16 protein-coding genes are annotated in these 19,815 nt (G+C 72.0%); 7 read left to right on the forward strand and 9 right to left on the reverse strand.

Annotated elements, in window-relative coordinates:
• Positions 1–46 precede the first annotated feature (46 nt).
• Positions 47–1,234: an FAD-dependent monooxygenase gene (locus ACZ6NC_RS05260; protein ID WP_465729165.1), complete on the reverse strand. Its 1,188-nt coding sequence runs from the start codon at positions 1,232–1,234 to the stop codon at positions 47–49.
• A 176-nt stretch (positions 1,235–1,410) separates the two neighbouring features.
• On the opposite strand from ACZ6NC_RS05260, the gene ACZ6NC_RS05265 reads away from it, so the two are divergent.
• Complete coding sequence (locus ACZ6NC_RS05265) at positions 1,411–2,130, forward strand: TetR/AcrR family transcriptional regulator C-terminal domain-containing protein (RefSeq protein ID WP_465729167.1); 720 nt, start codon at positions 1,411–1,413, stop codon at positions 2,128–2,130.
• A gap of 80 nt (positions 2,131–2,210) precedes the next feature.
• Here ACZ6NC_RS05265 and ACZ6NC_RS05270 read toward each other — a convergent pair whose 3' ends face one another.
• The 3 genes from ACZ6NC_RS05270 to ACZ6NC_RS05280 all read right to left on the reverse strand — a co-directional run bounded on the left by ACZ6NC_RS05270 (position 2,211) and on the right by ACZ6NC_RS05280 (position 5,244).
• Positions 2,211–2,720 carry a MarR family transcriptional regulator gene (locus tag ACZ6NC_RS05270; protein WP_465729169.1) on the reverse strand — a complete coding sequence of 170 codons (510 nt, stop codon included), beginning with the start codon at positions 2,718–2,720 and terminating at the stop codon, positions 2,211–2,213.
• 101 nt (positions 2,721–2,821) lie between these two features.
• Positions 2,822–4,963 (reverse strand): MMPL family transporter, encoded by a 2,142-nt coding sequence (locus tag ACZ6NC_RS05275; RefSeq protein ID WP_465729171.1) that lies wholly within the window; start codon positions 4,961–4,963, stop codon positions 2,822–2,824.
• A gap of 125 nt (positions 4,964–5,088) precedes the next feature.
• Entirely contained in the window at positions 5,089–5,244 is a 156-nt protein-coding gene (locus tag ACZ6NC_RS05280) for a hypothetical protein (protein ID WP_465729173.1), read from the reverse strand.
• Between ACZ6NC_RS05280 and ACZ6NC_RS05285 the strand changes: the two genes are divergently transcribed.
• Positions 5,243–5,449, forward strand: a complete 207-nt coding sequence (locus tag ACZ6NC_RS05285) for a hypothetical protein (RefSeq protein WP_465729175.1) — start codon at positions 5,243–5,245, stop codon at positions 5,447–5,449. The genes ACZ6NC_RS05280 and ACZ6NC_RS05285 overlap by 2 nt on opposite strands.
• A 10-nt stretch (positions 5,450–5,459) precedes the next feature.
• Here ACZ6NC_RS05285 and ACZ6NC_RS05290 read toward each other — a convergent pair whose 3' ends face one another.
• The 3 genes from ACZ6NC_RS05290 to ACZ6NC_RS05300 all read right to left on the reverse strand — a co-directional run bounded on the left by ACZ6NC_RS05290 (position 5,460) and on the right by ACZ6NC_RS05300 (position 12,847).
• On the reverse strand, positions 5,460–5,825 hold the full coding sequence (locus tag ACZ6NC_RS05290; RefSeq protein WP_465729177.1) for a hypothetical protein: 366 nt from the start codon (positions 5,823–5,825) through the stop codon (positions 5,460–5,462).
• A 182-nt stretch (positions 5,826–6,007) separates the two neighbouring features.
• On the reverse strand, positions 6,008–9,130 hold the full coding sequence (locus ACZ6NC_RS05295; RefSeq protein ID WP_465729179.1) for a phosphocholine-specific phospholipase C: 3,123 nt from the start codon (positions 9,128–9,130) through the stop codon (positions 6,008–6,010).
• Positions 9,131–9,292: 162 nt separating this feature from the next.
• A complete protein-coding gene (locus ACZ6NC_RS05300; protein WP_465729181.1) occupies positions 9,293–12,847 on the reverse strand; it encodes a CHAT domain-containing tetratricopeptide repeat protein in 3,555 nt (1,184 codons plus the stop codon).
• 112 nt (positions 12,848–12,959) lie between these two features.
• Here ACZ6NC_RS05300 and ACZ6NC_RS05305 point away from each other — a divergent pair, with 112 nt between their 5' ends.
• The 3 genes from ACZ6NC_RS05305 to ACZ6NC_RS05315 all read left to right on the forward strand — a co-directional run bounded on the left by ACZ6NC_RS05305 (position 12,960) and on the right by ACZ6NC_RS05315 (position 14,815).
• Positions 12,960–13,424 carry a hypothetical protein gene (locus tag ACZ6NC_RS05305; RefSeq protein WP_465729183.1) on the forward strand — a complete coding sequence of 155 codons (465 nt, stop codon included), beginning with the start codon at positions 12,960–12,962 and terminating at the stop codon, positions 13,422–13,424.
• Entirely contained in the window at positions 13,421–14,398 is a 978-nt protein-coding gene (locus tag ACZ6NC_RS05310; protein ID WP_465729185.1) for a hypothetical protein, read from the forward strand. The genes ACZ6NC_RS05305 and ACZ6NC_RS05310 overlap by 4 nt, the downstream gene beginning before the upstream one ends.
• A gap of 147 nt (positions 14,399–14,545) precedes the next feature.
• Positions 14,546–14,815 carry a GlsB/YeaQ/YmgE family stress response membrane protein gene (locus ACZ6NC_RS05315; RefSeq protein ID WP_465729187.1) on the forward strand — a complete coding sequence of 90 codons (270 nt, stop codon included), beginning with the start codon at positions 14,546–14,548 and terminating at the stop codon, positions 14,813–14,815.
• Between the two features lie 88 nt (positions 14,816–14,903).
• Here ACZ6NC_RS05315 and ACZ6NC_RS05320 read toward each other — a convergent pair whose 3' ends face one another.
• Positions 14,904–16,715: an APC family permease gene (locus tag ACZ6NC_RS05320; RefSeq protein WP_465729189.1), complete on the reverse strand. Its 1,812-nt coding sequence runs from the start codon at positions 16,713–16,715 to the stop codon at positions 14,904–14,906.
• 458 nt (positions 16,716–17,173) lie between these two features.
• On the opposite strand from ACZ6NC_RS05320, the gene ACZ6NC_RS05325 reads away from it, so the two are divergent.
• Both ACZ6NC_RS05325 and ACZ6NC_RS05330 read left to right on the forward strand, forming a co-directional pair.
• On the forward strand, positions 17,174–17,914 hold the full coding sequence (locus tag ACZ6NC_RS05325; RefSeq protein ID WP_465729191.1) for a polyprenol monophosphomannose synthase: 741 nt from the start codon (positions 17,174–17,176) through the stop codon (positions 17,912–17,914).
• Between the two features lie 92 nt (positions 17,915–18,006).
• Positions 18,007–19,290 carry an FUSC family protein gene (locus ACZ6NC_RS05330; RefSeq protein ID WP_465729193.1) on the forward strand — a complete coding sequence of 428 codons (1,284 nt, stop codon included), beginning with the start codon at positions 18,007–18,009 and terminating at the stop codon, positions 19,288–19,290.
• Positions 19,291–19,361: 71 nt separating this feature from the next.
• Here ACZ6NC_RS05330 and ACZ6NC_RS05335 read toward each other — a convergent pair whose 3' ends face one another.
• A complete protein-coding gene (locus ACZ6NC_RS05335) occupies positions 19,362–19,811 on the reverse strand; it encodes an SRPBCC family protein (protein ID WP_465729195.1) in 450 nt (149 codons plus the stop codon).
• Between the last annotated feature and the right edge of the window lie 4 nt (positions 19,812–19,815).

Here is a 19,815-nt window from a genome sequence, read left to right on the forward strand (position 1 = left end):
CACGCATCGCCGCATACCCGGGGCCGCGCACCCGGGGCCGCGCCGGTCAACGTGCCGCCGGTTCGGCCTCGTAGTCGGGCAGTTCGATGGTGCTGCCGACCTTCCTGCCCAGCTCCAGCATCCGGTTGAGGATCCACTGCCTCCCCAGCAACCCGTTGCGCACCCGCAGTCCGGCCGCCGTCCTCGGGGCGAGGAACGGTCCGGTGCGGTCGCCGCCCTTCTGGCAGCCCTCGGCATAGCCGCGGACGGCGTTCTCGTACCGGGTGAAGGCGGCGCGGTGGTCCCCGTGGGCGCGGGCGAGTTCGCCGGCCAGGACGTACGCGCCGACCACGGCGGTGCCGGTGCCCATGCCGCCGATGGTGGCGCCGCAGGCGGCGTCGCCGACCAGGGCGATCCGGCCGGCGGACCAGACCGGCACGTCCGCCCGGCTGATCGAGTCGAAGTACAGCTCCGGGGCCTCGCGCAGGCTCTCCAGCAGCCGGGGCACCTCCCAGCCGAGGCCGGCGAAGGCGTCCCTGATCAGCGTCTTCTGCTGCTCGATGTCGTGCCGGTCGTAGGCGAGTTCGGGCGATGCGAAGAGGAAGAAGGCGCCGGCCCTGGCCGGGTCCCGGTGGTCCGCGCCGACGGCGGCGAGCCGGCCCGGCACGTTGAGGCCGACCGAACCGGGCGCCAGGCCCAGGTCGTTGGGCAGCTGCCAGGTGGCCGCGTAGTAGCCGAGGTGGCGGACGTGGCGCCGCTCGGGGCCGAACGCGAGCCGGCGGACGTTGGAGTGCAGCCCGTCCGCGCCGATCACCAGGTCGAACTCGCGCGGCGCGCCGTACCGGAACTCCGCCCGGACGCCGGCGGGCGTCTCCTCCAGCGCGGTGATCGAGTCGCCGAAGACGTACTCGGTGGTGGGCAGGCTGTGCCGGTACAGCACCTGAGCCAGCTCGCCGCGCGGCACCTCGACGTCACCGCCGGCGAAGTCTGCCGGGAGGTGCAGCAGTTGACGGCCGCGCCGGTCGACAAAGCTCATCGGGCTGCCGCCGGTGCCGATCCGGCGCAGCTCGTCCAGCAGGCCCATCCGCTCCAGCACGGTCAGGTGGGTCTCGCCGCGGAAGTCGACGGCCTGGCCGCCGCCGCGCAGGGCGGGGGCCAGCTCGACGACGGTGGGTTCGAAGCCGTACCGCCCCAGCCAGTGGGCCAGCGCGGGGCCGGCGATGCTCGCACCCGAGATGAGGACCTTCGTACCCATGAGAACCGCTCCATCCGATGAAATCCGCCGGGGGCCCGCCGGAAGCCGAGGGGACGCGCCGGGGTCCGCCGCCCTCCAGAAACTGTGTCCAGTGGACACTGATTGCTGCTGTGTACGGTAGACACAGTTGGGCCGGTTCGGCAAGGGGCCGGCCGGAAGCAGGACGGGAGCGGGAATTGAGCAGCGGATCCGGCAGCGCGGCGGCCGACACGGCACGGCTGCTCTGGGGCCCCCACCCGAAGCCGACCCGGGGACCCAAGCCGGCGCTCACCCTGGAGCGGATCGCCCGGGCGGGCATCGAGATCGCGGACGCGGAGGGGCTCGGCGCCGTCTCGATGCAGCGGGTGGCCGGGCTGCTCGACTACACGAAGATGTCGCTCTACCGGTATGTGCCGGGCAAGGCGGAGCTGGTCGCGCTGATGGCCGAGGAGGCGGTCGGCGAACCCTCCGCGACCTCCGGCACGCCCGGCTGGCGCGAGCAACTCCGCGACTGGTCGGCGCAGTTGACCCAGGCCTTCGGGGCGCACCCCTGGCTGCTGGACGCCACCGTCGGCCCCCGGGTGATGGGCCCGCGGGAACTCGCCTGGCTGGAGCGGGTGGTGGCCGCGCTGGACGGCAACGGGCTGACCGGGCCCGAACGGATGGACGCCGCCGTCCTGCTGGCCGGCCACGTCCGCGGCATCGCCGAGCAGGCCCGGGCCGCCGGGCCGGACGGCGAGCCCGAGTCGCAGCTGCTGACCCTCCTCGGCGGGCTGGTCCAGGAACACGCCGACCGCTTCCCCGCGCTCGCGACGGCGATGACGGCGCAGGACGGCCGCGACCAGGCCCTGGAGTTCGGCCTGGAGCGCATCCTCGACGGCCTGGACGCGCTGATCACCCGCCGGCTCGACCGATAGAGGTCACGGCCGGTGCGGGGCCCCGGCCGGTATGGGCGCCACGGCCCGCACAGGTGCGTCGGTCAGCGCGTCTGCCGCGGTCAGCGCGAGTGCCGCAGCTCCCCCAGCTCGCCGGTGAGCCTGCCGAGGAAGCGGGCCACCGCGGCCAGCTCCGCCGCCGTGAACTCGCCGCGCACCGCCTCCGTGCGCCGCGCGACCGGCGCGAACCACTCGGCGGCCATCCGCCCGGCGCCCGGCAGGTAGTGCACCAGCACCTGCCGGCGGTCGGCGGCGTCCCGGGTGCGCCGGATGTGCCCGGCGCGCTCCAGCCGGTCCAGCACCGCGGTGACCGCGCCCGACGTGAGGGCCAGCTCCTCGCGCAGCCGGCCGGGGGTGATCCCGCCGGGGCCGCCGCCCTGCCCGGGCGCCGCCCGCATGACGGCCAGCAGCGCCTGGACGTCGGTGGCGTGCAGGCCGCTGGCGGCGGCGAAGCCGTGGCCGAGCAGGTGCAGCTCGGAGGCGAGGTCCTGGAGGAGCCGCCCGAGCGCCGGTGTGTCGGCCGCTGCCGGCGTCGTCGTGGGCGTGCTCGGCTCCTGCTCCGACAAGGTCACCTGCTCCGGGTCGTGTACGGCGTGCTGACCCGTTCAGCCTAACGGGCGGCGCTCACCCACGGCGCGCGCCGACGGCGCCCGCCGACAAGCCCCAAGCGCCGTCAGACCCGCTCGCCGACCTGCTCCGGCACCGCCGGACGGGCCGTCAACCAGGCCGGCCGGGCGGGCCACCAGACCCGCTCCCCGAGGTCGCGGACCAGCGCGGGCACCAGCAGCGACCGCACCAGCAGGGTGTCCAGCAGCACTCCGAAGGCCACGATGAAGGCGATCTGGGCGAGGAACGCGAGCGGGATCACGCCGAGCGCGGCGAAGGTCGCGGCGAGCACCACCCCGGCCGAGGTGATCACCCCGCCGGTCGCGGTCAGCCCGCGCAGCACCCCCTCCCGGGTGCCGACCCGCTGCGCCTCCTCGCGCACCCGGGTCATCAGGAAGATGTTGTAGTCCACGCCCAGCGCGACCAGGAACACGAACCCGTACAGCGGCACCGAGGGGTCGGTGGCGGTGAAGCCGAAGACGTGCGGGAAGACCAGCGCGCTGACGCCGAGCGTGGCCAGGTAGGAGAGCGCGACGGTGGCGGCGAGCAGGACGGGGGCCAACAGCGAGCGCAGCAGCAGGACGAGCACGGCGAGGATGCAGAGCAGCACCACCGGCATGATGAGCGACCGGTCGCGCTCCGCCGTGACCCGGGTATCGTACTGCTGCGCGGTGTACCCGCCGACCAGCGCGTCCGCGCCCGGCACCGCGTGCACGGCCTGCCGCAGGCGCTGCACGGTGGCGATGGCCTCGTCACTGTCGGCCGGGTCCGCGAGCGTCACGTCCAGCCGGACCCGCCCGTCCACCACCCTGGGAGCAGCGCCCGGCACACCGCCCGGAACACCGCCCGGCGCCCCGCCGGTGTACGGACGGACGCCGGCCGTCCCGGGGACGGCGGCCGCGGCGGCCACCGCCTCGGCCTGCCCGGCCCCGGCGAGGACGACGGCCGGGTTGCCCGAGCCGCCCGCGAAGTGCGCCGAGAGCAGCCGCTGGCCGGCCGCCGAGGGCTGGGCCTTGATGAACAGTTCGCTCTGCGGTACGCCGCCGGAGTCCAGGGTGGGCGCGAACGCGGCCAGCGCCGCGAGCACCGCCAGGCTCGCCACCCAGGTGGCGCGCGGCCGGCGGCCGACCAGCGCGGCCACCCGCTCCCAGACGGCGTGCACCGGGGCCCGCCCGTCTGCGGCGGGCCGGGCCGGCCAGTAGGCGGCGCGGCCGAGCAGGGCGAGCGCGGCCGGCAGGAAGGTGAGCGCGGAGAGCACCGCGCAGCCGATCCCGATCGCGCCGACCGGCCCGAGCGCCCGGTTGTTGGTCAGGTCGGAGAGCAGCAGGACGAGCAGCCCGAGGGCGACGGTCGCGCCGGAGGCGGCGATCGGCTCGACCGACTGCCGCCAGGCGGTGCGCATCGCGGCGAACCGGTCGCCGTGCAGGTGCAGTTCCTCCCGGAAGCGGGCGGAGAGCAGAAGCCCGTAGTCGGTGGCCGCGCCGATCACCAGGATCGAGAGCAGGCCCTGCACCTGGCCGTCCACCCGGACCAGGCCGTGGCCGGCGAGCAGGTAGACCAGCGCGCAGGCGATCCCGAGCGCGAAGACCGCGCCGAGGATGACCAGCAGCGGCAGCAGCACGGCCCGGTAGACGGCGAGCAGGATCAGCAGCACCACGCCGAGGGCGACGCCGAGCAGCAGTCCGTCGATGCCGGCGAAGGCGCTGCCGAGGTCGGCCGCGACCGCCGCCGGGCCGGCCAGGCCGACGGTGGTGTCCGGTACCCGGGCGGCAAGTTCGCGCACCGCGCGGACGCTGTCGCCGGTCTGCCGGCCGAGGTCGGCACGGAGCTGGACGACGCCCTGCAGGGCGCGGCCGTCCCCGGCGGGCACGGCGGGCGACACCCGCCCGGTGGCGCCGGGGACGCCGGCGGCCGCACCCAGGGCCCGCTCGGCGGCGGCGCGCTGCGCGTCGCCGACGGCTCCGGTGTGGCTCTCCCAGACCACGATCACCGGCAGCGTGGCGGCCGTCTGGAACTCCTGCCCGAACCGCGCCACCTCGGTGGACTCGGCGCTGCGCGGCAGGAAGGCGGCCCGGTCGTTGGTGGCGACCTCGGAGAGCTTCCCCGCGTACGAGCCGAACGCCCCGCCGAGGCCGAGCCAGACGAGCAGCAGGGCGAGTGGGATCAGCATCCGGGCTCGGCGCCGGGCGGTGGGGCTGCCGGTGAGCATCGTGAAGCGCCCTTCGTGCCGGGGCCGGTGACGGTCGGTCGCATCATATATCTCAATGATCGAGAGACTTGACCTGTCGAGAGACCAGGCCGGCCGGGGGCACGGGCCGCGCGCGCCGGGCGCGCTCAGCCCGACAGGGCGCCCAGCCGCCGTTCGAGTTCCGCCCGCTCGACGTCGTTGGCGGTCAGCCGGATCACCTCCCGGTACGCCTCCGCGGCCTCGCCGGTCACCTCCTCCCCCTGCCCCGGCAGGGAGAGGAGGCCGCGAGCATGCCGCTCCATGGCGATCTTCGTGCATCTGAGCTCGGCGGCGAGTGCGGCCCGGATCCGGCTGGCCGGCCACCCGGATGCCGCCCACACGCGAGGAACTGGCCTGAGCCCTCGCCCGCTGGTCCACCCCGGGCGTAGCCGAGGTGCTCTGGACGGGCTCGCCGACGACCCTGCCCCGGAGGTCCGCGAGGCGGTGGCGGCCGTCCGCGAGGAGTAGCGGCAGTGCGTCAGGAGACGCGCTTCAGCTGCCAGGAGTTGTTGTTGAAGCTGGGCACGGCCGAGTAGTTGCAGCTGGAGCTGTAGAAGGAGCTGACCGTCACCCACCCCGCCGGCGGCAGCGTCGACGAGCACGCGTTGACCACCGTACCCACCGGGTAGCCGGTGAGCTGCTTGATCTGCTTCATGTTCGGGTTGAACGTGGACCCGCAGCTGAAGCTGTTCCACCACTGCACGTCGACGAACCCGCTCGGGGTGAGTGTGGAGCCGCAGACGTTGGTCGTGTCACCGGGCGCGGCGTGCGCGGTGGACATCGTCAGGGTCAGTGCGGCGGCAGTACAGCCCAAGGTCAGGGCGGCGGCCCGAAGACGGATCACGGCTCTCGGCTCCTCTCATCGACGCGGCGTGTCCGCGTCCATGACATCCTGGCGTGACAGCTCGTCGACGCACAGCGACTTTCCGGCCCGTTCCGGCGATCACCCGGCGCGAATCCGCTCCCCACGCGCGCGGCCCGCGCACCCCGGCGTGCGGGCTGCGCGGGCCGGGGCCTCCCGGCGTGTCAGCCGGTGATGGGCCTGGTGTCGAGGCGGATGTGGTCGACGGCCCAGTACCAGTTGTTGCCGGCGTCGTGCATCCGGAACTTCAGCGTCACCGTACGGGCCCCGGCGGGGACGGGGAACTGCTTGGTGACGAAGGTGTTCTGGACGTCCTTGCCGGCGTTGTCGTTGCCGGTGGCGTCGCTGCCGTAGGCGAGCAGGCGGGTCTCGGTGCCGTTGTCGAAGACGGCGGTGACCGTCGCCTTCTGCGGGGCCTCCTGGCGGTAGTGGGAGTCGAAGGCGAGGTGCAGGGTGCCCGTGCCGGCCGGGATCGGGACGGCGGGCGAGACGAGGGTGGAGTCGAAGACGCCCTTGCGGGACGGCGAGCCGGTGTCGTCCCAGTCGTCCGGGTCGGCGACGGCGAGGATGCCGAGGCCGCGGGTGAAGTTGCCGCGGTCCTGGCCGGCCGGGGTGGACCAGGCGCGCTTGGTGTGGAAGGTCCAGCCCTGAAGGCGAACGGTGCCCTGCGGCATGGCCGGCGCGTTGACCACCGACCAACCCTGCGGCGCCTGCGGCGTCCAGCCGAGCACGCCGTCCAGCGGCTGGAGCGCGCCGGCCAGCGACTCGAAGTCCTCGCCGAGCAGGTGGCCGGCCATCACGGGGGCGGTGCGGGCGGCGAGTTCGCCGTCGGCGAGGGCGAAGCGGTCACCGGCCAGGGCCCGGGCGGTCACCAGGATGCGGTGGGCGGCGCCGTCGGGCAGTTGGGCGGGCGGGGTGACGTCCCATTCCGCCGTCGCCACGGCGCCCGCGGCCAGGGCGGCGGGCGGGGCGGTGACGGCGGCGACCGTCCAGCCGGCCGGGACGACCGGCTGCGCCTCGATCGCGGTGAGCGCGGCGGTGGCGGTGAACCGGGCGGAGACCCGGGCCGGGCGGCCGGGCAGCAGGATCGCCTCGTCGATGGTGGTGGAGGCCGCCTTGAGGGTGACGTCGAGGGCGAGCGGGTCGGCCAGGCCCATCGCCGGGTCGGTCTGCAGGCGCTCGCCGTCCCAGGGGAAGCGCCCGGCGATCCGGCGGCGGAAGGCGAGGTCGCCGCGGACGCCGACCGCGACGTCGTACCAGCCCTCGGGGCCGACCTTGACGTTGACGGTCCTGTCGTCACCGGCCGCGACCCGGACCTCGCGCAGCCCGTCGCCGTAGGCGAGGTCGCCCACCAGGAAGGTCTGGGCGGTGCGCGAACGGTTGATCACGTCCACCTCCAGCACCTTGCCGTTCTGCTCCTCGGAGAGCGAGATCTCGTACGCGGAGGCGGCGTCCCCGCGCAGGTGCCAGAGCGCGCCGTTCGGGCCGTGCACCCGCAGGTCGTAGCCGTCCGGGCCGACCGTCCAGACGTCCGAGAGGCGGGACTTGGCGCCCACCGTGTAGTGGCGCGGCGCGGTCCCCGGCGCCGGGTAGACGGCGAGGACGGCGCCCTGGCGGCCCTGGTTGATGAGGTCCAGCGTCAGCTCGTTGCCCTTGAGCCTCGGCTTGACCAACAGGTCGTACGGCAGCGGGCGCGCGGTGCGGGTGCCGCGCTGCTGCTGCGGGAAGGTCTGCGAGCTGGGCACGGTCGGGGCGGGCAGCTTGCCGGTGTCGGCCACCTTCTGCCGGTTGCCGCTGGTGTCCGGCAGCTGCGGCCAGACCGGGTTGCGGCCGGAGAAGTCGAAGACGTTGGTGAGGTCGCCGCAGACGGCGCGCCGCCAGGGGCTGATGTTGGGCTCCTGGACGCCGAAGCACTGCTCCAGGAACCGCAGCACCGAGGTGTGGTCGTAGACGGTGGAGTCGACCACGCCGCCGCGGGTCCACGGCGAGACGACGATCATCGGCACCCGGACACCGAGGCCCATCGGGTACGGGCCGGAGACCACCGTCTCCCCGGCCGGCAGGGTGTCGGACCAGCCCGGCGAGCCATCGGCGGCCTTCACCCGGTACTTGCCGTCCTGGCTCACCACCCGGTGGTACGTCGAGCCGCCCTTGCCCACCCGCACGACGACCTCGCCGTCCACCGGAACGGTCGACTTGCCCCGCCCGGCGGCCAGCGGCGGGACGGGCGGCAGCTGGTGGTCGAAGAAGCCGCCGTGCTCGTCGTAGTTGAGGATGAAGACGGTCTTCTCCCAGACCTCCGGCTTGGCGGCCAGCGCGGCCAGCAGCCGGGCCGTCAGGTGCTCGCCGTTCGGCGGCGCGTAGTTGGCGTGCTCGGAGAGCGCGGCGGGCGCGACCAGCCAGGAGACCTGCGGCAGCCGGTCGGCCTGGACGTCGGCGGCGAAGGCCTCGACCAGCGCGTCGCCCATCGCGAAGGGATCGTTCTTCTTCGCCGGGTCACCGACCGCGCGCATGCCGCGCTCGTACAGCGGCTCACCCGGCCTGGCCTTGACGAAGGGCGCGAACCAGGCGAGGGCGTTGTCGTCGAAGTTGTCCAGCGCCTGGTAGGTCCTCCAGCTGACGCCGGCCCGTTCCAGCCGCTCGGCGTAGGTGGTCCACTCGTAGCCGCCGGGGATCTCGGTGTTGTCGGTCACCGGGGTGTCCCGCACGGTGCCGCCGCTGGTGCCGGTCATCAGGTGGTCGCGGTTGGTGTTGGTGTTGCACTGCACGGACGCGTAGTAGGCGTCACAGGTGGTGAACACGGAGGCGAGCGCGTTGTAGAACGGCATGTCGGCGGGCTCGTAGTAGCCCTGGCCGAGCCAGCCGCCGGAGCGGCGGGTGACCGAGCCGTCGGCGAGGCCGTCCTTCCAAGCGTTCATCGAGTCGACGAAGCCGAAGGCCGGGGCGCCCTGCTGGTAGGCGTTGGTGTGCGCGGCGTTCATCGGGAAGGGCAGCAGGTGGCCCTCCTTGCGGCTCGGGTCGGGCTGGTGGAACACCGTGCGCCCGTTGACCCCGCGCACCGCCGTCCGGTCGCCGAAGCCGCGCACGCCGGGCAGCGTGCCGAAGTAGTGGTCGAACGCGCGGTTCTCCTGCATGAACACCACGACGTGCTGGATGTCCGCCAGCTTGCCGGGCTTCGCCGGCGCGGCCAGCGCCTCGCGCACGCTGAGCGGGAGGGCGGACAGCACGGCGGCCGCCGCCGCACCGCCGAGGATCGTGCGGCGCGACAGTTCGGGCATCGGACTCATCGGGGGGTCGCTCCTTGTCACGGGCGCTGGGCGGGGGCTGGTTTCGGCCCAGACCCGTTATGTCTACGTGCCCCAGATGGACGGTGCCGGAGTGCCGCATGTCGGCCCGGTGACGACCCGTCGACCCCAAGCTGTCCAGACAACTTCGCGGCCGCGGGGCCATCACCTGCCCGTGTGAATGTGCGCGGCCCAGAGTGACGGGGTGAGCGGATAGCGGGCTTGGAGGCTGCGCGTGGCGCGGTGGACGGCCCGCGCAGCGTTCTCCGCGTTCGGGGAGCCCGATTCGGGTGCGAGAGCGTCGTAGAGCTGCTCCGCTGTCTCGATGGCGACGGCGTCGTTGATCGCCCAGAGTGTGCCGATCACGTGGGGATACCCGGCGATCTGGAAGGCAGCGGTGATATGGACGGCCTCGTCCGCCAGATCGGGGCGAGTACGCGCCGTGGCACATGCGGACAGGTAGGCGAGTTCGACATCGTGGAGCTGGAGACGTGAAACGTCGAGTACGTCCAGTGCTCGGGCGGCGCCGGAATGAAGGACGAGACCGCTGGCCGAAGGGTCGTCCGGGTCACTGTATCCGTGACAGGCGAAGTGCACCCAGGTGCTGCTCGGCAGCTCAGCCAGGACCGATTCCCTCACCGCGTACTCGCCCGCGAGAACCGTCGCGTCGGGAAACAGACCCTTGACGATCTCCGCCTCGCGCTGCGCCCCGGGCAGCGGACGGGCACCCGGCGCGTTCGGCACCGAGACGACGAGTACCCGAGGTGTGTGACTGGTCGTCCTCGGGAGCGCCCGGGCATGGGCGAGTGAACGCACTGTGGGCGTGTAGGAGGAGACGACACGTTCGAGTGCGGACCGCCGTCCCGGGACCCTGGCATCACCGTGGTGTCCGGCGGCGTGAAGGGGAAGGTAGCTCAGCAGCCCGGTCGGCGCCCACCAAACCCGGGGCCACAGGTCAACCGGCCCTTCGGCGGACTCCGTCAGGCCGAGGGCCTTCATCACCGGTCCCACCAGTTCGTCCCACAGCCACGCAAGGATGTCGTGGATGACCTGTTCGGCAGGTCCGCGTCGTGAGAGTCGCAGCGGCGCCTCGTCGATCGCGAGGAACGCGAGGAAGAGTTCGCGGGTGCGCTGGTAGACCGACTCGACGGTGATTCCGCGGAGCGGCAAAACCGTGGTACCGGTCTTCTGCAGAATCAGCGCATCACAGCGAATCCGGCTCAGGTTGACCAGGACGATGGGCCCCTCCGTGGCCTGGGAGGTGAGCTGCTGGACCGTAGGTGGGAGCAGGAAGCGTTCCATGCCCGGCAGCTCGCGGATGTCGTTGACGAGTCCTTCCAACTCCTCGGCGAGTTCTCGCCGGCGCTCACCCGCGAAGCCACGTCCGCCGGGAGGGCGGATGCCGCCGGGCTCGGTGACCGCAATGGCGGGGGTGGAGGAAGGGTCGGCGAGGGCGGCGTCCGCGGGCGCCTCGAGCTCACGACAGAGCTGCTCGAAACGTCCCGCCCGATCGGGTGCCCGGTCACGTAGTTCGCTGAGGTCTCCGCGGGATTCCAGCATCTGCGAGAGCAGCACTCCGCGGCCCAGCTCAAGCGTCGTCACGGCCTTCTCAACGTCACCGACCTCTAGGACGCATGCCGCGGCGTCGCTGGCCAGCCCTGCAAAGCGGCTCAACCAATGCTCCGCGTCCGAGCGGGCGAGATGACGCGACATGACCAGCGGCAGCAACTCCACCGCCAGCCCGTACATCTCGGACGCCAGGACGTGCTCCCCGGTCTCCGCAGCGAGCCGCCCGCAACTCGCAGCGCCCTGGACCCGCGTCCAGGTGGCAGCCGAGGTCAGCAAGGCCACTGCCCGGAAGGCGGCCAAGGCGGAGCCGAGTGAGTCGGCACCCCCGTTCGAGCGGTATGCCGCTTCCGACACGTTGCCGAGATTCACGAGAACGACCGCACGCTTCGGATGGTCCTCGGGCAGGGCGTCGAGGGCATCGTGATAGCACCGGACAGCTTTCCGGAACAGGCCGGCAGGATCGTCGCCGCGTTCGGCAGCGCTGTGGAAGGCGATACCGAGATCGCACAGGATGCCGCCACGGTCCGGGTGGTTCCAAGGCGTGGCTTCCTCGGCGCGGCGATAGCTCCGGAGGGCCTCCTCCAGAGCAGCCTCGTCGTCCGTGTCCTTGAAGCAGCCCAGAAGGGCCGTACCGAGGTTCGTCAGGTACGTCCGCCGGTCAGGGTGGTCGTCAGGTACGAGGTCGCATGCCTCGCGCAGAAGGGAGACGGCCTGATCGAGGTCGCCCCGCACACCGGTCCGGCCGTGCCGGGTGAGGAGGACTGCGGCCAAGTTGGACAGGGCGGCCGCGCGTGTGTGCGGGTATGGCACGGAAGCGGCCACGGCCCGCGCGTGGGCTTGGACGGACTCGTCCAGGGCGACCAGCTCCCCCGTATGCTCATAGCGAACTCGCAGGGTGTTCCCCAGGTTGCCCAGCCGTCCGACCAGGTCGATGCTTTCTGCGGTCGTTGCATCGACGGCCGCACGTCCGACTGTGACGGCCTCGTCGAGAGAGGCCACAACTCCGGTGCGCTCGAAGTGGGTTCTGAGGCTGATACCAAGGTTGGAGAGACAGGCCGACCGCTTCGGGTCCCCGCTGCCCGCCAGGGCGATTGCCCTGCGGTGAGCGGCGATCGCTCCATCGAGATCATCCAGGCGTCCGTCAGCCTGGTACAGCAGTTGCAGAGCATGTCCGAGGTCTCCCTGACGGCGCGACTCCTCAGAGTGGCCTGCCGGAGTGGTATCGGCAGCCGTTCGATACACCTGGAGGGCTTCCGACAGGAGAGACGGGTCTCCCGACAGCTCGTAGAGGTCGAGGAGCGAGGCTGCCAGGCCGCTCAGCACGGCCGGGCGCCGGTGGTTCTCCAGGTCGGGTAGGTCTGCTACTGCCCGGCGCTTCACCTCCAGAGCCTCCAGGAGGATCGCCCGGTCACCGGTGCGGTCGAAGAGGAAGGCCAGGGCCCGCCCAAGGTTCGACAGGTAGACAGCTCGATCCGGGTCACCGTCGACGGCAGCCACGACGGACCTGCGTCCCACCTCGATCGCCTCTGCGAGGACGTCCGGGTCACCACCGCGCTTGTACTGTTCCTGCAGGGACGCGCCCAAGTCCGACAGGATTCCCGCTTCCTCCGGCTGCCCTGGCCGGCTCGCTTCAGCCGCGTCGCGTGCGAGCGCCAGGGCCTCGTCCCAAGCGTCGCGGCTGCCGGTCCTACCTCCCAGATTGAACAGCGAGCCGCTCAGTCGCGCCAGTCGCTCGGCTCTTGCGGCGTCGCCGGCCGGAGTCGCAGCCACCACACCGCGTCGGAGCAGGACGGCTTCCCTCAACGCCTCCAGATCGCCGAAGCCGGCGTGGCGCGTCTCAAGGAGAGTCGCGAGACCGGCGAGACGGGAGGGGCGACTCGGTTCCGATTCCGATGTACAGGACACCGACCGCCGGAGCGCGTCGAGGGCCCCGTCCAAGTCTGCCAAGGCGCCCGTGTTCTCGAACCGGCTGTGCAGACCGACCGCCAGGTTGTTCAGGGTGCCCGGATAGTCGGCACCCTTCTTCGACATGGCGGACAGCGCCTGCCGACAGGCCTCGATGGCGTCATCCAGGGCATCCGGCTCTGACGAGTCCATCGCCTCTTGCAGCATGTAACCGGCGAGCCAGGCCGATGGAGGATTAGTCGACACAGCAACTCCTGCCCCTGGGCGGCGCTATCCGTGCTGAAAAGTGCCGCCGCCGCCCGGAAATGCCGTGGCTGCCACAGCGACACCGATACCCTGCGTCAACGATGATGCCTGGTTGGCGTCTCCGAAGATGACATTGACGGCGATGAGGGGTGTGCGGGTGGCTGATGAGAAATCGGATCTAGAAATCCTGTTCGATCCAGCCGTACCGGATCCACCTGAATCCCCGCAGGGCGTACGGCTTGAGATTCCCTCCGGGACAGCCCTCGACGATGCGACGCATGCGCTCCTGCAGGTGTTCGACGCCGCAGCGACGACCGGGCGGGTGACGGTCGTGGCGGGGGGCGCAGTCCTCGGCGTGTCCTCGCGGTCCTATCTCTCCGCGCTCGGGATGACGACGGCCAGTAGGAGCCCGAGCGAGGGGGACCGCGCCGGGCTGCCGGGCGAATCGACCAGGTACCGAGTGGTCGAATTCCGCTGTCCAACATGTGGCAGGCTGGCGTACCGCGCTTTCTACGACGACCGCTTCCTGCCGGCCTGCGGCCTTCCCGGACACGGCGAAATGACGCTCGTCCAGTGAATCTCAGCACCGCGGCCAAACCGGTCCAGGAATCACTCGGACAACGCTTCTTCTTGGTCGGATACCTGCCGACCTACGCAGCGGCGCTGTTCATCCTCGTCCTCGTGTGGGCCGGTGCGCCTGGCAGTCAGCTGTCGTTCAGCCAAGCCTGGCAAACAGCCGCACATCTCGGTGTCGGCGAGATCCTCCTCATCGCGGTCACCATCACCCTGCTCGCTGTACTCGTCCAGCCGCTGCAGCTGGCCCTCGTCCGCATCATGGAGGGAGCCTGGCCGACCTGGCTGGGCTCGGGTCTGTGCCGAAGGCGCCAGCAGAGACGTCGAGCGCTCCTCCAGCAGGCTGCGACGCTGCCAGACTCACTCGACGGCGTCGCAGACGACACCGTCCGTCTGGCGGGGCTCATGGGCGCGCGCCTGCGCCGACGTTTCCCGCTGCCGGACCACCTCGTACAGCCCACTGCCCTCGGTAACGCCCTGTGTGCCATGGAGGATTCAGCAGGCCGTACCTACGGGTGGGACGCTGTCGTGGCCTGGCCGCGGCTCTACTGCGTGCTCGGCGACCGAATGCGGGGCGTGGTCGACGACAGACGCGACACTCTGGACGTCTCAGCTCGTCTGACGGCGACCTCGGCGGTCAGCGCCGTCATTGCCGCAGGCCTGCTGTACCGATCTCAGTGGTGGCTGCTGCTGGCCCTCATCCCGTTGGCGATGGCGATCATCGCCTACCGAGGCGCCGTGGCGGCAGCCGTCGCCTATGGGGAGTCCGTTCACGCCGCCTTCGACCTCCACAGATTCGACCTTCTCACCGTGCTGCACGTGCGCCTTCCGCGCAGCGTGGCGGAGGAACGCCGACAGGCGGAACAGCTCTGCGCACAGTGGCGTGAAGGAGTTCCCGTCAAGGATCCGTACAGCCACAGCAATCCCACAGCACAGAGCATCGGCTCCGTGGCGCACCGCGTGAGGCCCGATCGCTGACCCCGCCGGTCGCAGACAGTGAGACCTCGGCCATACGGGCACCGGCGGCCCGGCGGCGACGTGCAGTCCGGTGGGGGCAGCCTCCGAGGTGCCGGTGGCGGCCGTTCGGGCGATCATGGGACGACGGGCCTCGAAAGGTGGAATGCGATGTTCCAGCTCCTGTGGATTCTGCTCATCGGCTTTGTACTGGGCGTGATCGCCAAGCTGATCCTGCGCGGCCCGCAGGCAATCCCGTGGTGGCTGACGATGCTGCTCGGCGCCGCCGGTGCCTGGCTCGGCAACGCGGTGGCCGGCTGGGTCGGCGTCGGCCACACCTCCGGCATCGACTGGACCCGCCATGTCCTCCAGCTGGTCTTCGCCGTCGGCCTGATCGCCTTCGTCGCCCCCGCCTGGAGCAAGTCCCGCCCCAACAGGTAGCGGACCGGGTTGTCGGTAGCGGGTGGCAGACGCCAGCCGGGTCCGAAAGCCGGGCCCCGACGGAGGTGGGGCGGGAGCGGCTGAGGTGTCAGCCGACGTGTACGCGGGGGCGGCGGCTTCGGTCGGGCTCGGCCTCGCGGAGCACCTCGCGGGTGACGGGGGCGACTTCGCCGTGGCCGAACAGGAAGAACCGCAGGAACTGCGCGAACGGGTTGCCCTCCGTCCACTCGAAGTAGATGTGCGGCTGCTGCCCCGTCCGGTCGCGGACCGTCAGCAGCAGCGCCGCCAGCGCGTTCGACACGCTGGAGCTCTCCAGCGAGAGCACCCGGTAGCGGTCGTGCAGCACCTCGCCGTGGACGCGCAGTACGGCCTCGAACTCCGAGGGGTCGCGGACGGTGACCTCCACGAAGACCAGGTCGTCCTCGGCCGGGATGTCGTTGTCCGCGCGGATCTGCCGCTTCTTCTCCTGGTACTCGGCGAGGTCGCGGTTGTTCGGCTCGTTGGCGATCAGCCGCAGCGGGCGGTGGGTGTAGTCGCGGACGAACCGCTCCGCCGCGTCGTCCAGGACGACATCGGTGACCCGCAGTTCGAAGGCGCGCTTGAGCCGGGAGAGCAGCGAGAGCAGCATGATGCCGGCGATGAAGCAGGCGCCGATCTTGACGCCGTCCGGCCGCTCGGCGATGTTCACCGCCGTGGTGTAGAGGAAGACCGCCGCGATCACCGCGAAGCCGATCGTCCAGTTGCGCTGCCGGGCCTTGTGGGCGGCGATGGTGACGGCGATGGCGGCCGAGCTGATCAGCACGAGGACGCCGGTGGCGTACGCGCCGCCCTGGGCGTCGACGCTGGCGTCGAAGATCCACGTCACCAGGAAGGCGATGGCGGTCAGCACCAGGACGGTCGGGCGCACCGCGCGGGCCCAGTGCGGGGCCATGCCGTAGCGGGGCAGGTAGCGGGGCATCAGGTTGAGCATGCCCGCCATCGCGGAGGCCCCGGCGAACCAGAGGATGAGGATGGTGGAGAGGTCGTAGATGCTGCCGAAGGTGTTGCCGAGGTACTCGTGCGCGAGGTAGGCGAGAGCGCGGCCGTTGGCCTCCCCGCCGGGCTCGAAGGCGGCCTTGGGGATGAGCAGGGTGGTGATGAAGCTGGTGGTGATCAGGAAGACGCTCATGATCAGCGCGGCGGTGGTGAGCAGCTTGCGGGCGCCGCGGATCCGGCCGGTCGGCTTCTCCTCGGTGTCCTCCGGGTCGCCCTCGATGTGGGGCATCACCGCGACCCCGGTCTCGAAGCCGGACAGGCCCAGTGCCAGCTTGGGGAACGTGATCAGCGCGACGCCGATCATGGCGATCGCGTTGCCGTGCTCGGCGGTCAGCGCGTCCTTCCAGTCGGTGACCAGGTGCGGAGCCTGGAGGACCTCCCAGAGCCCGGTGATGACGACGACCACGTTCAGCGTCAGGTAGATCGCGACCAGGATGACGGCCAGGCCGATCGCCTCGCTGAACCCCTTGAGGAAGACGCCGCCGAGGAGGGCGACCAGGATCAGCGTGATCAGCACCTGCCGGCCGCTGAGGGCGCTGTGCAGGTGGGGGTTCTCCACCAGGTGGGCGGTGGCGTCGGCGGCCGACAGCGTGATGGTGATCATGAAGTCGGTGGCGGCGAAGCCCAGCAGCGCGAGGACGAACAGCTTGCCCTTCCAGAACGACAGCAGCCGCTCCAGCATCGCGATCGAGCCCTCGCCGTGCGGCGACTCCTGCGCCACCCGCCGGTACACCGGCAGCGCGCCGAACAGCGTGACGATGACCAGCACGATCGTCGCCACCGGCGACAGCAGACCGGCCGCCAGGGCGGCGATGCCCGGCTGGTAGCCGAGCGTCGAGAAGTAGTCCAGGCCGGTCAGGCACATCACCCGCCACCAGCGCTGACCCTTGTGCTCGACGGGCGCCTGCGCATGCGGCCCGGGGTGCCGTGTCGCCGTGTCCGCGCCTTCGAGCAGCCACGCGCGCAATCGCTGTCGGGCCGACGGAGCGGGCCCCCGGGCGGCCCCCGGAACGGCCGAAGCTGACGAGCCCACGTACTCCCCTGTCCACGACGCCGGCCGCCCACCCGCATGCGGCTCCCGACCACTGGCCGTCGGACGGACGGCCCGGTCAGGCTATGTGACCTGGTCACCGGTGCCCGGGAACGCGGCGGGCGCGCCCCTGCGCGTCGCCCGCTCGGCGCCCCGGGGTACCACCGGGTACCCGCGGTGGGAACCGCTGATCCGTACGCGGCTAGACTCGCCCGACCGAAATGAACAACTGTCCGGCCGGGTGAAGGCGCCGACGGCGCGCCACGGGCTGGGGATCGCGCGAGGGATAGAACATGGTCGAGGCCTCCCCCAAGGTCGTTGTCGTCGTACCCACGTACAACGAGCGGGAGAACCTCCCGGTCCTCGCCGGGCTGCTCGCGGACCTCAAGCTGCCCGGCCTGAACCTGCTGGTGGTCGACGACAACTCCCCCGACGGCACCGGGGACGTCGCGGACAAGCTCGCCGCGGACTCCCCCGACACGGTCGGCGTGCTGCACCGCACCGAGAAGGACGGCCTCGGGCGGGCGTACATCGCGGGCATGACCCGGGCCCTGGAGGAGGGCGCGGACGTGGTGATCCAGATGGACGCCGACCTCTCGCACCCCGCGTCGGTGCTCCCGCTGATGGTGGAGACGCTGCTGGCCGACAACACCGCCGTGGTGATCGGCTCCCGCTACGTGCCGGGCGGCTCGACCGCCGAGGAGTGGCCGTGGCACCGCAAGGCGCTGTCGGCCTGGGCGAACTTCTACGTCAACACGATCCTCAGCCTCGGGGTCCGGGACGCCACCGCCGGCTTCAAGGCCTGGCGGGCGGAGGCCCTGCGGGCGATCGACCTGCCCTCGGTGCACAGCAACGGGTACTCGTTCCAGGTCGAGCTGAACTACCGCGTCGTCAAGCGCGGGCTGACCATCCGCGAGGTGCCGATCCGCTTCGAGGAGCGGATCAAGGGCGCGTCGAAGATGAGCCTCGGCGTGCAGGTCGAGTCGGCGATGGCGCCGTGGAAGCTGCTCCGCGACCAGCGCAAGCAGCCGTAGCACCGGCCCCGGCGGCCCCGGTACGCGGCTCTTTCGGGTAGCGGTCCGGCGGTTCGGCGGTGGAGGCGGCGGTCCGGGGGAAGAAGGGCGGCATGGCCCTACTACCGGAGTCCTTCGCGACCGCACTGCGCCGCGGCACCCGAGAACCCTTCGTCGTCCAGACGATCCGGGCGACGGTGGCCGCCACCCTGTCGTACGCGGTGGCCACCCAGCTGAGCAGTGAGCCGGCCCCGCTGACCGCGCCGCTGACGGCGCTGCTGGTGGTCCAGGTCACCGTCTACTCGACGCTGACCACCAGCATCCGCCGGGTCAACTCGGTGGTCGTCGGGGTGCTCATCGCGATCGGGTTCAGCTCGGTGGTCGGGCTCTCCTGGTGGAGCCTCGGGCTGATCATCCTGGCCTCGCTGACGATCGGGCGGTTCGTCCGGGTGGACGAGTTCGTCCAGGAGGTGGCGATCAGCGCGATGCTCATCCTGGGCGTCTCGCAGGTGACCTCGCAGGCCTGGGACCGGGTGCTGGAGACCCTGATCGGCGCCGTCGTCGGGCTGCTGTTCAACCTGGTGTTCGCGCCGCCGGTCTGGGTGGACACGGCCGGCGAGTCGATCGAGGACCTCGCCCGGCGCGCCCGTCACCTGCTGAACGGCATCGCCGAGGAGCTCGGCCGGCCCACCCCGGTGGAGCGCGCGGCCGAACGCCTGCACGAGGCCCGCCGGCTCGACCAGGCCATCGCCGACGTGGACGGGGCGCTGCGGCAGGCCGAGGACAGCCTGCGGCTCAACCCGCGGATCAGCGAGGGCCTGCTCTCCCGGCTGGTGCTGCGCACCGGGCTGGACACGCTGGAGATCTGCGTGGTGGTGATCCGGGTGCTGGCCCGCTCGCTCACCGACCTGGCCAAGCGGCGCGCACCGGGCGAGCGGCTCCTCCCGGCCGAGGTCGCGGTGGCGCTGGAGGAGCTGCTGGCGCACGTCGGCGGGGCCCTGGTGAGCTTCGCGGTGCTGGTCACCACCCAGGTGAGCCGCAACGCCGAGGAGGCCGAGCGGCGGCTCACCGCCGAGCTGGCCGCCGCCTGGGCCAGCCGGGAGAACGTCGCCCAGCTGCTGCTGCGGCAGGTGCAGGAGCACCCGGAGGCGTGGCAGCTGCACGGCGCGCTGCTGGCCGAGGTGGACCGGATCCTGGACGAGCTGGACCTCGAACACCGCGGCCGGCGGCTGATGGAGGAGCTGGACCGGGCCTCGGTGGCAAACCGGGAGCGGTTCTCCCGGTTCGCGTGGCTGCGCCGGCTGGCCCGTGGCGAGCGGCTGCGCTCCGGGCGGCTGCGGCCCGCCCGGCTGGCCCGGCTCTGGCGCGGACGACGGGCGGGCGAGCGGGCCGGTTAGGGCCCGCGATCAGGCCGGCTGGGGCGAGCGGGCCGGCTGGGGCTCGCGAGCGGGCCGGCTGGGGCCGGGTGTCAGGGCATCGACCAGGGTTCCTGCGGGAGCGGCCGGCCGCTCTCCAGATAGGTCTTCAGGTTGGACAGGACGGCCGACCAGCCGGCTTCCGCGTCGGCGCGCTCAGCCTCGTCGGCGAGCCGGTCGTGGGTGACGGTGAGCCGGGTGAGGTCCCGGTGCCCTTCGAGCTCGAAGGTGACCCGGGAGGGGCCGGCCGGGCGCTGCTCGTCCGGACCGGCCCAGGTGGTGACCAGCCGGTGCGGGCGTTCGGCGGTCTCGACCGTGCCGACCACGTCGGCGGTGCCGGAGTCGTCGGTACGCCGGTGCTCCCAGCGGGCGCCGGGCAGCCAGGTGGAGACGTTGCGGTGGCCCCAGTAGACGGCGGACTCGTCGGCGTTGGTGAGCGCGTGCCAGACGTGCTCGGGGGTGGCCCGGAGGTAGATGATGCAACGGTAGGGCGCGGCGGTCATGGCC

The organism is Kitasatospora sp. NPDC041988 (genome assembly GCF_055588525.1).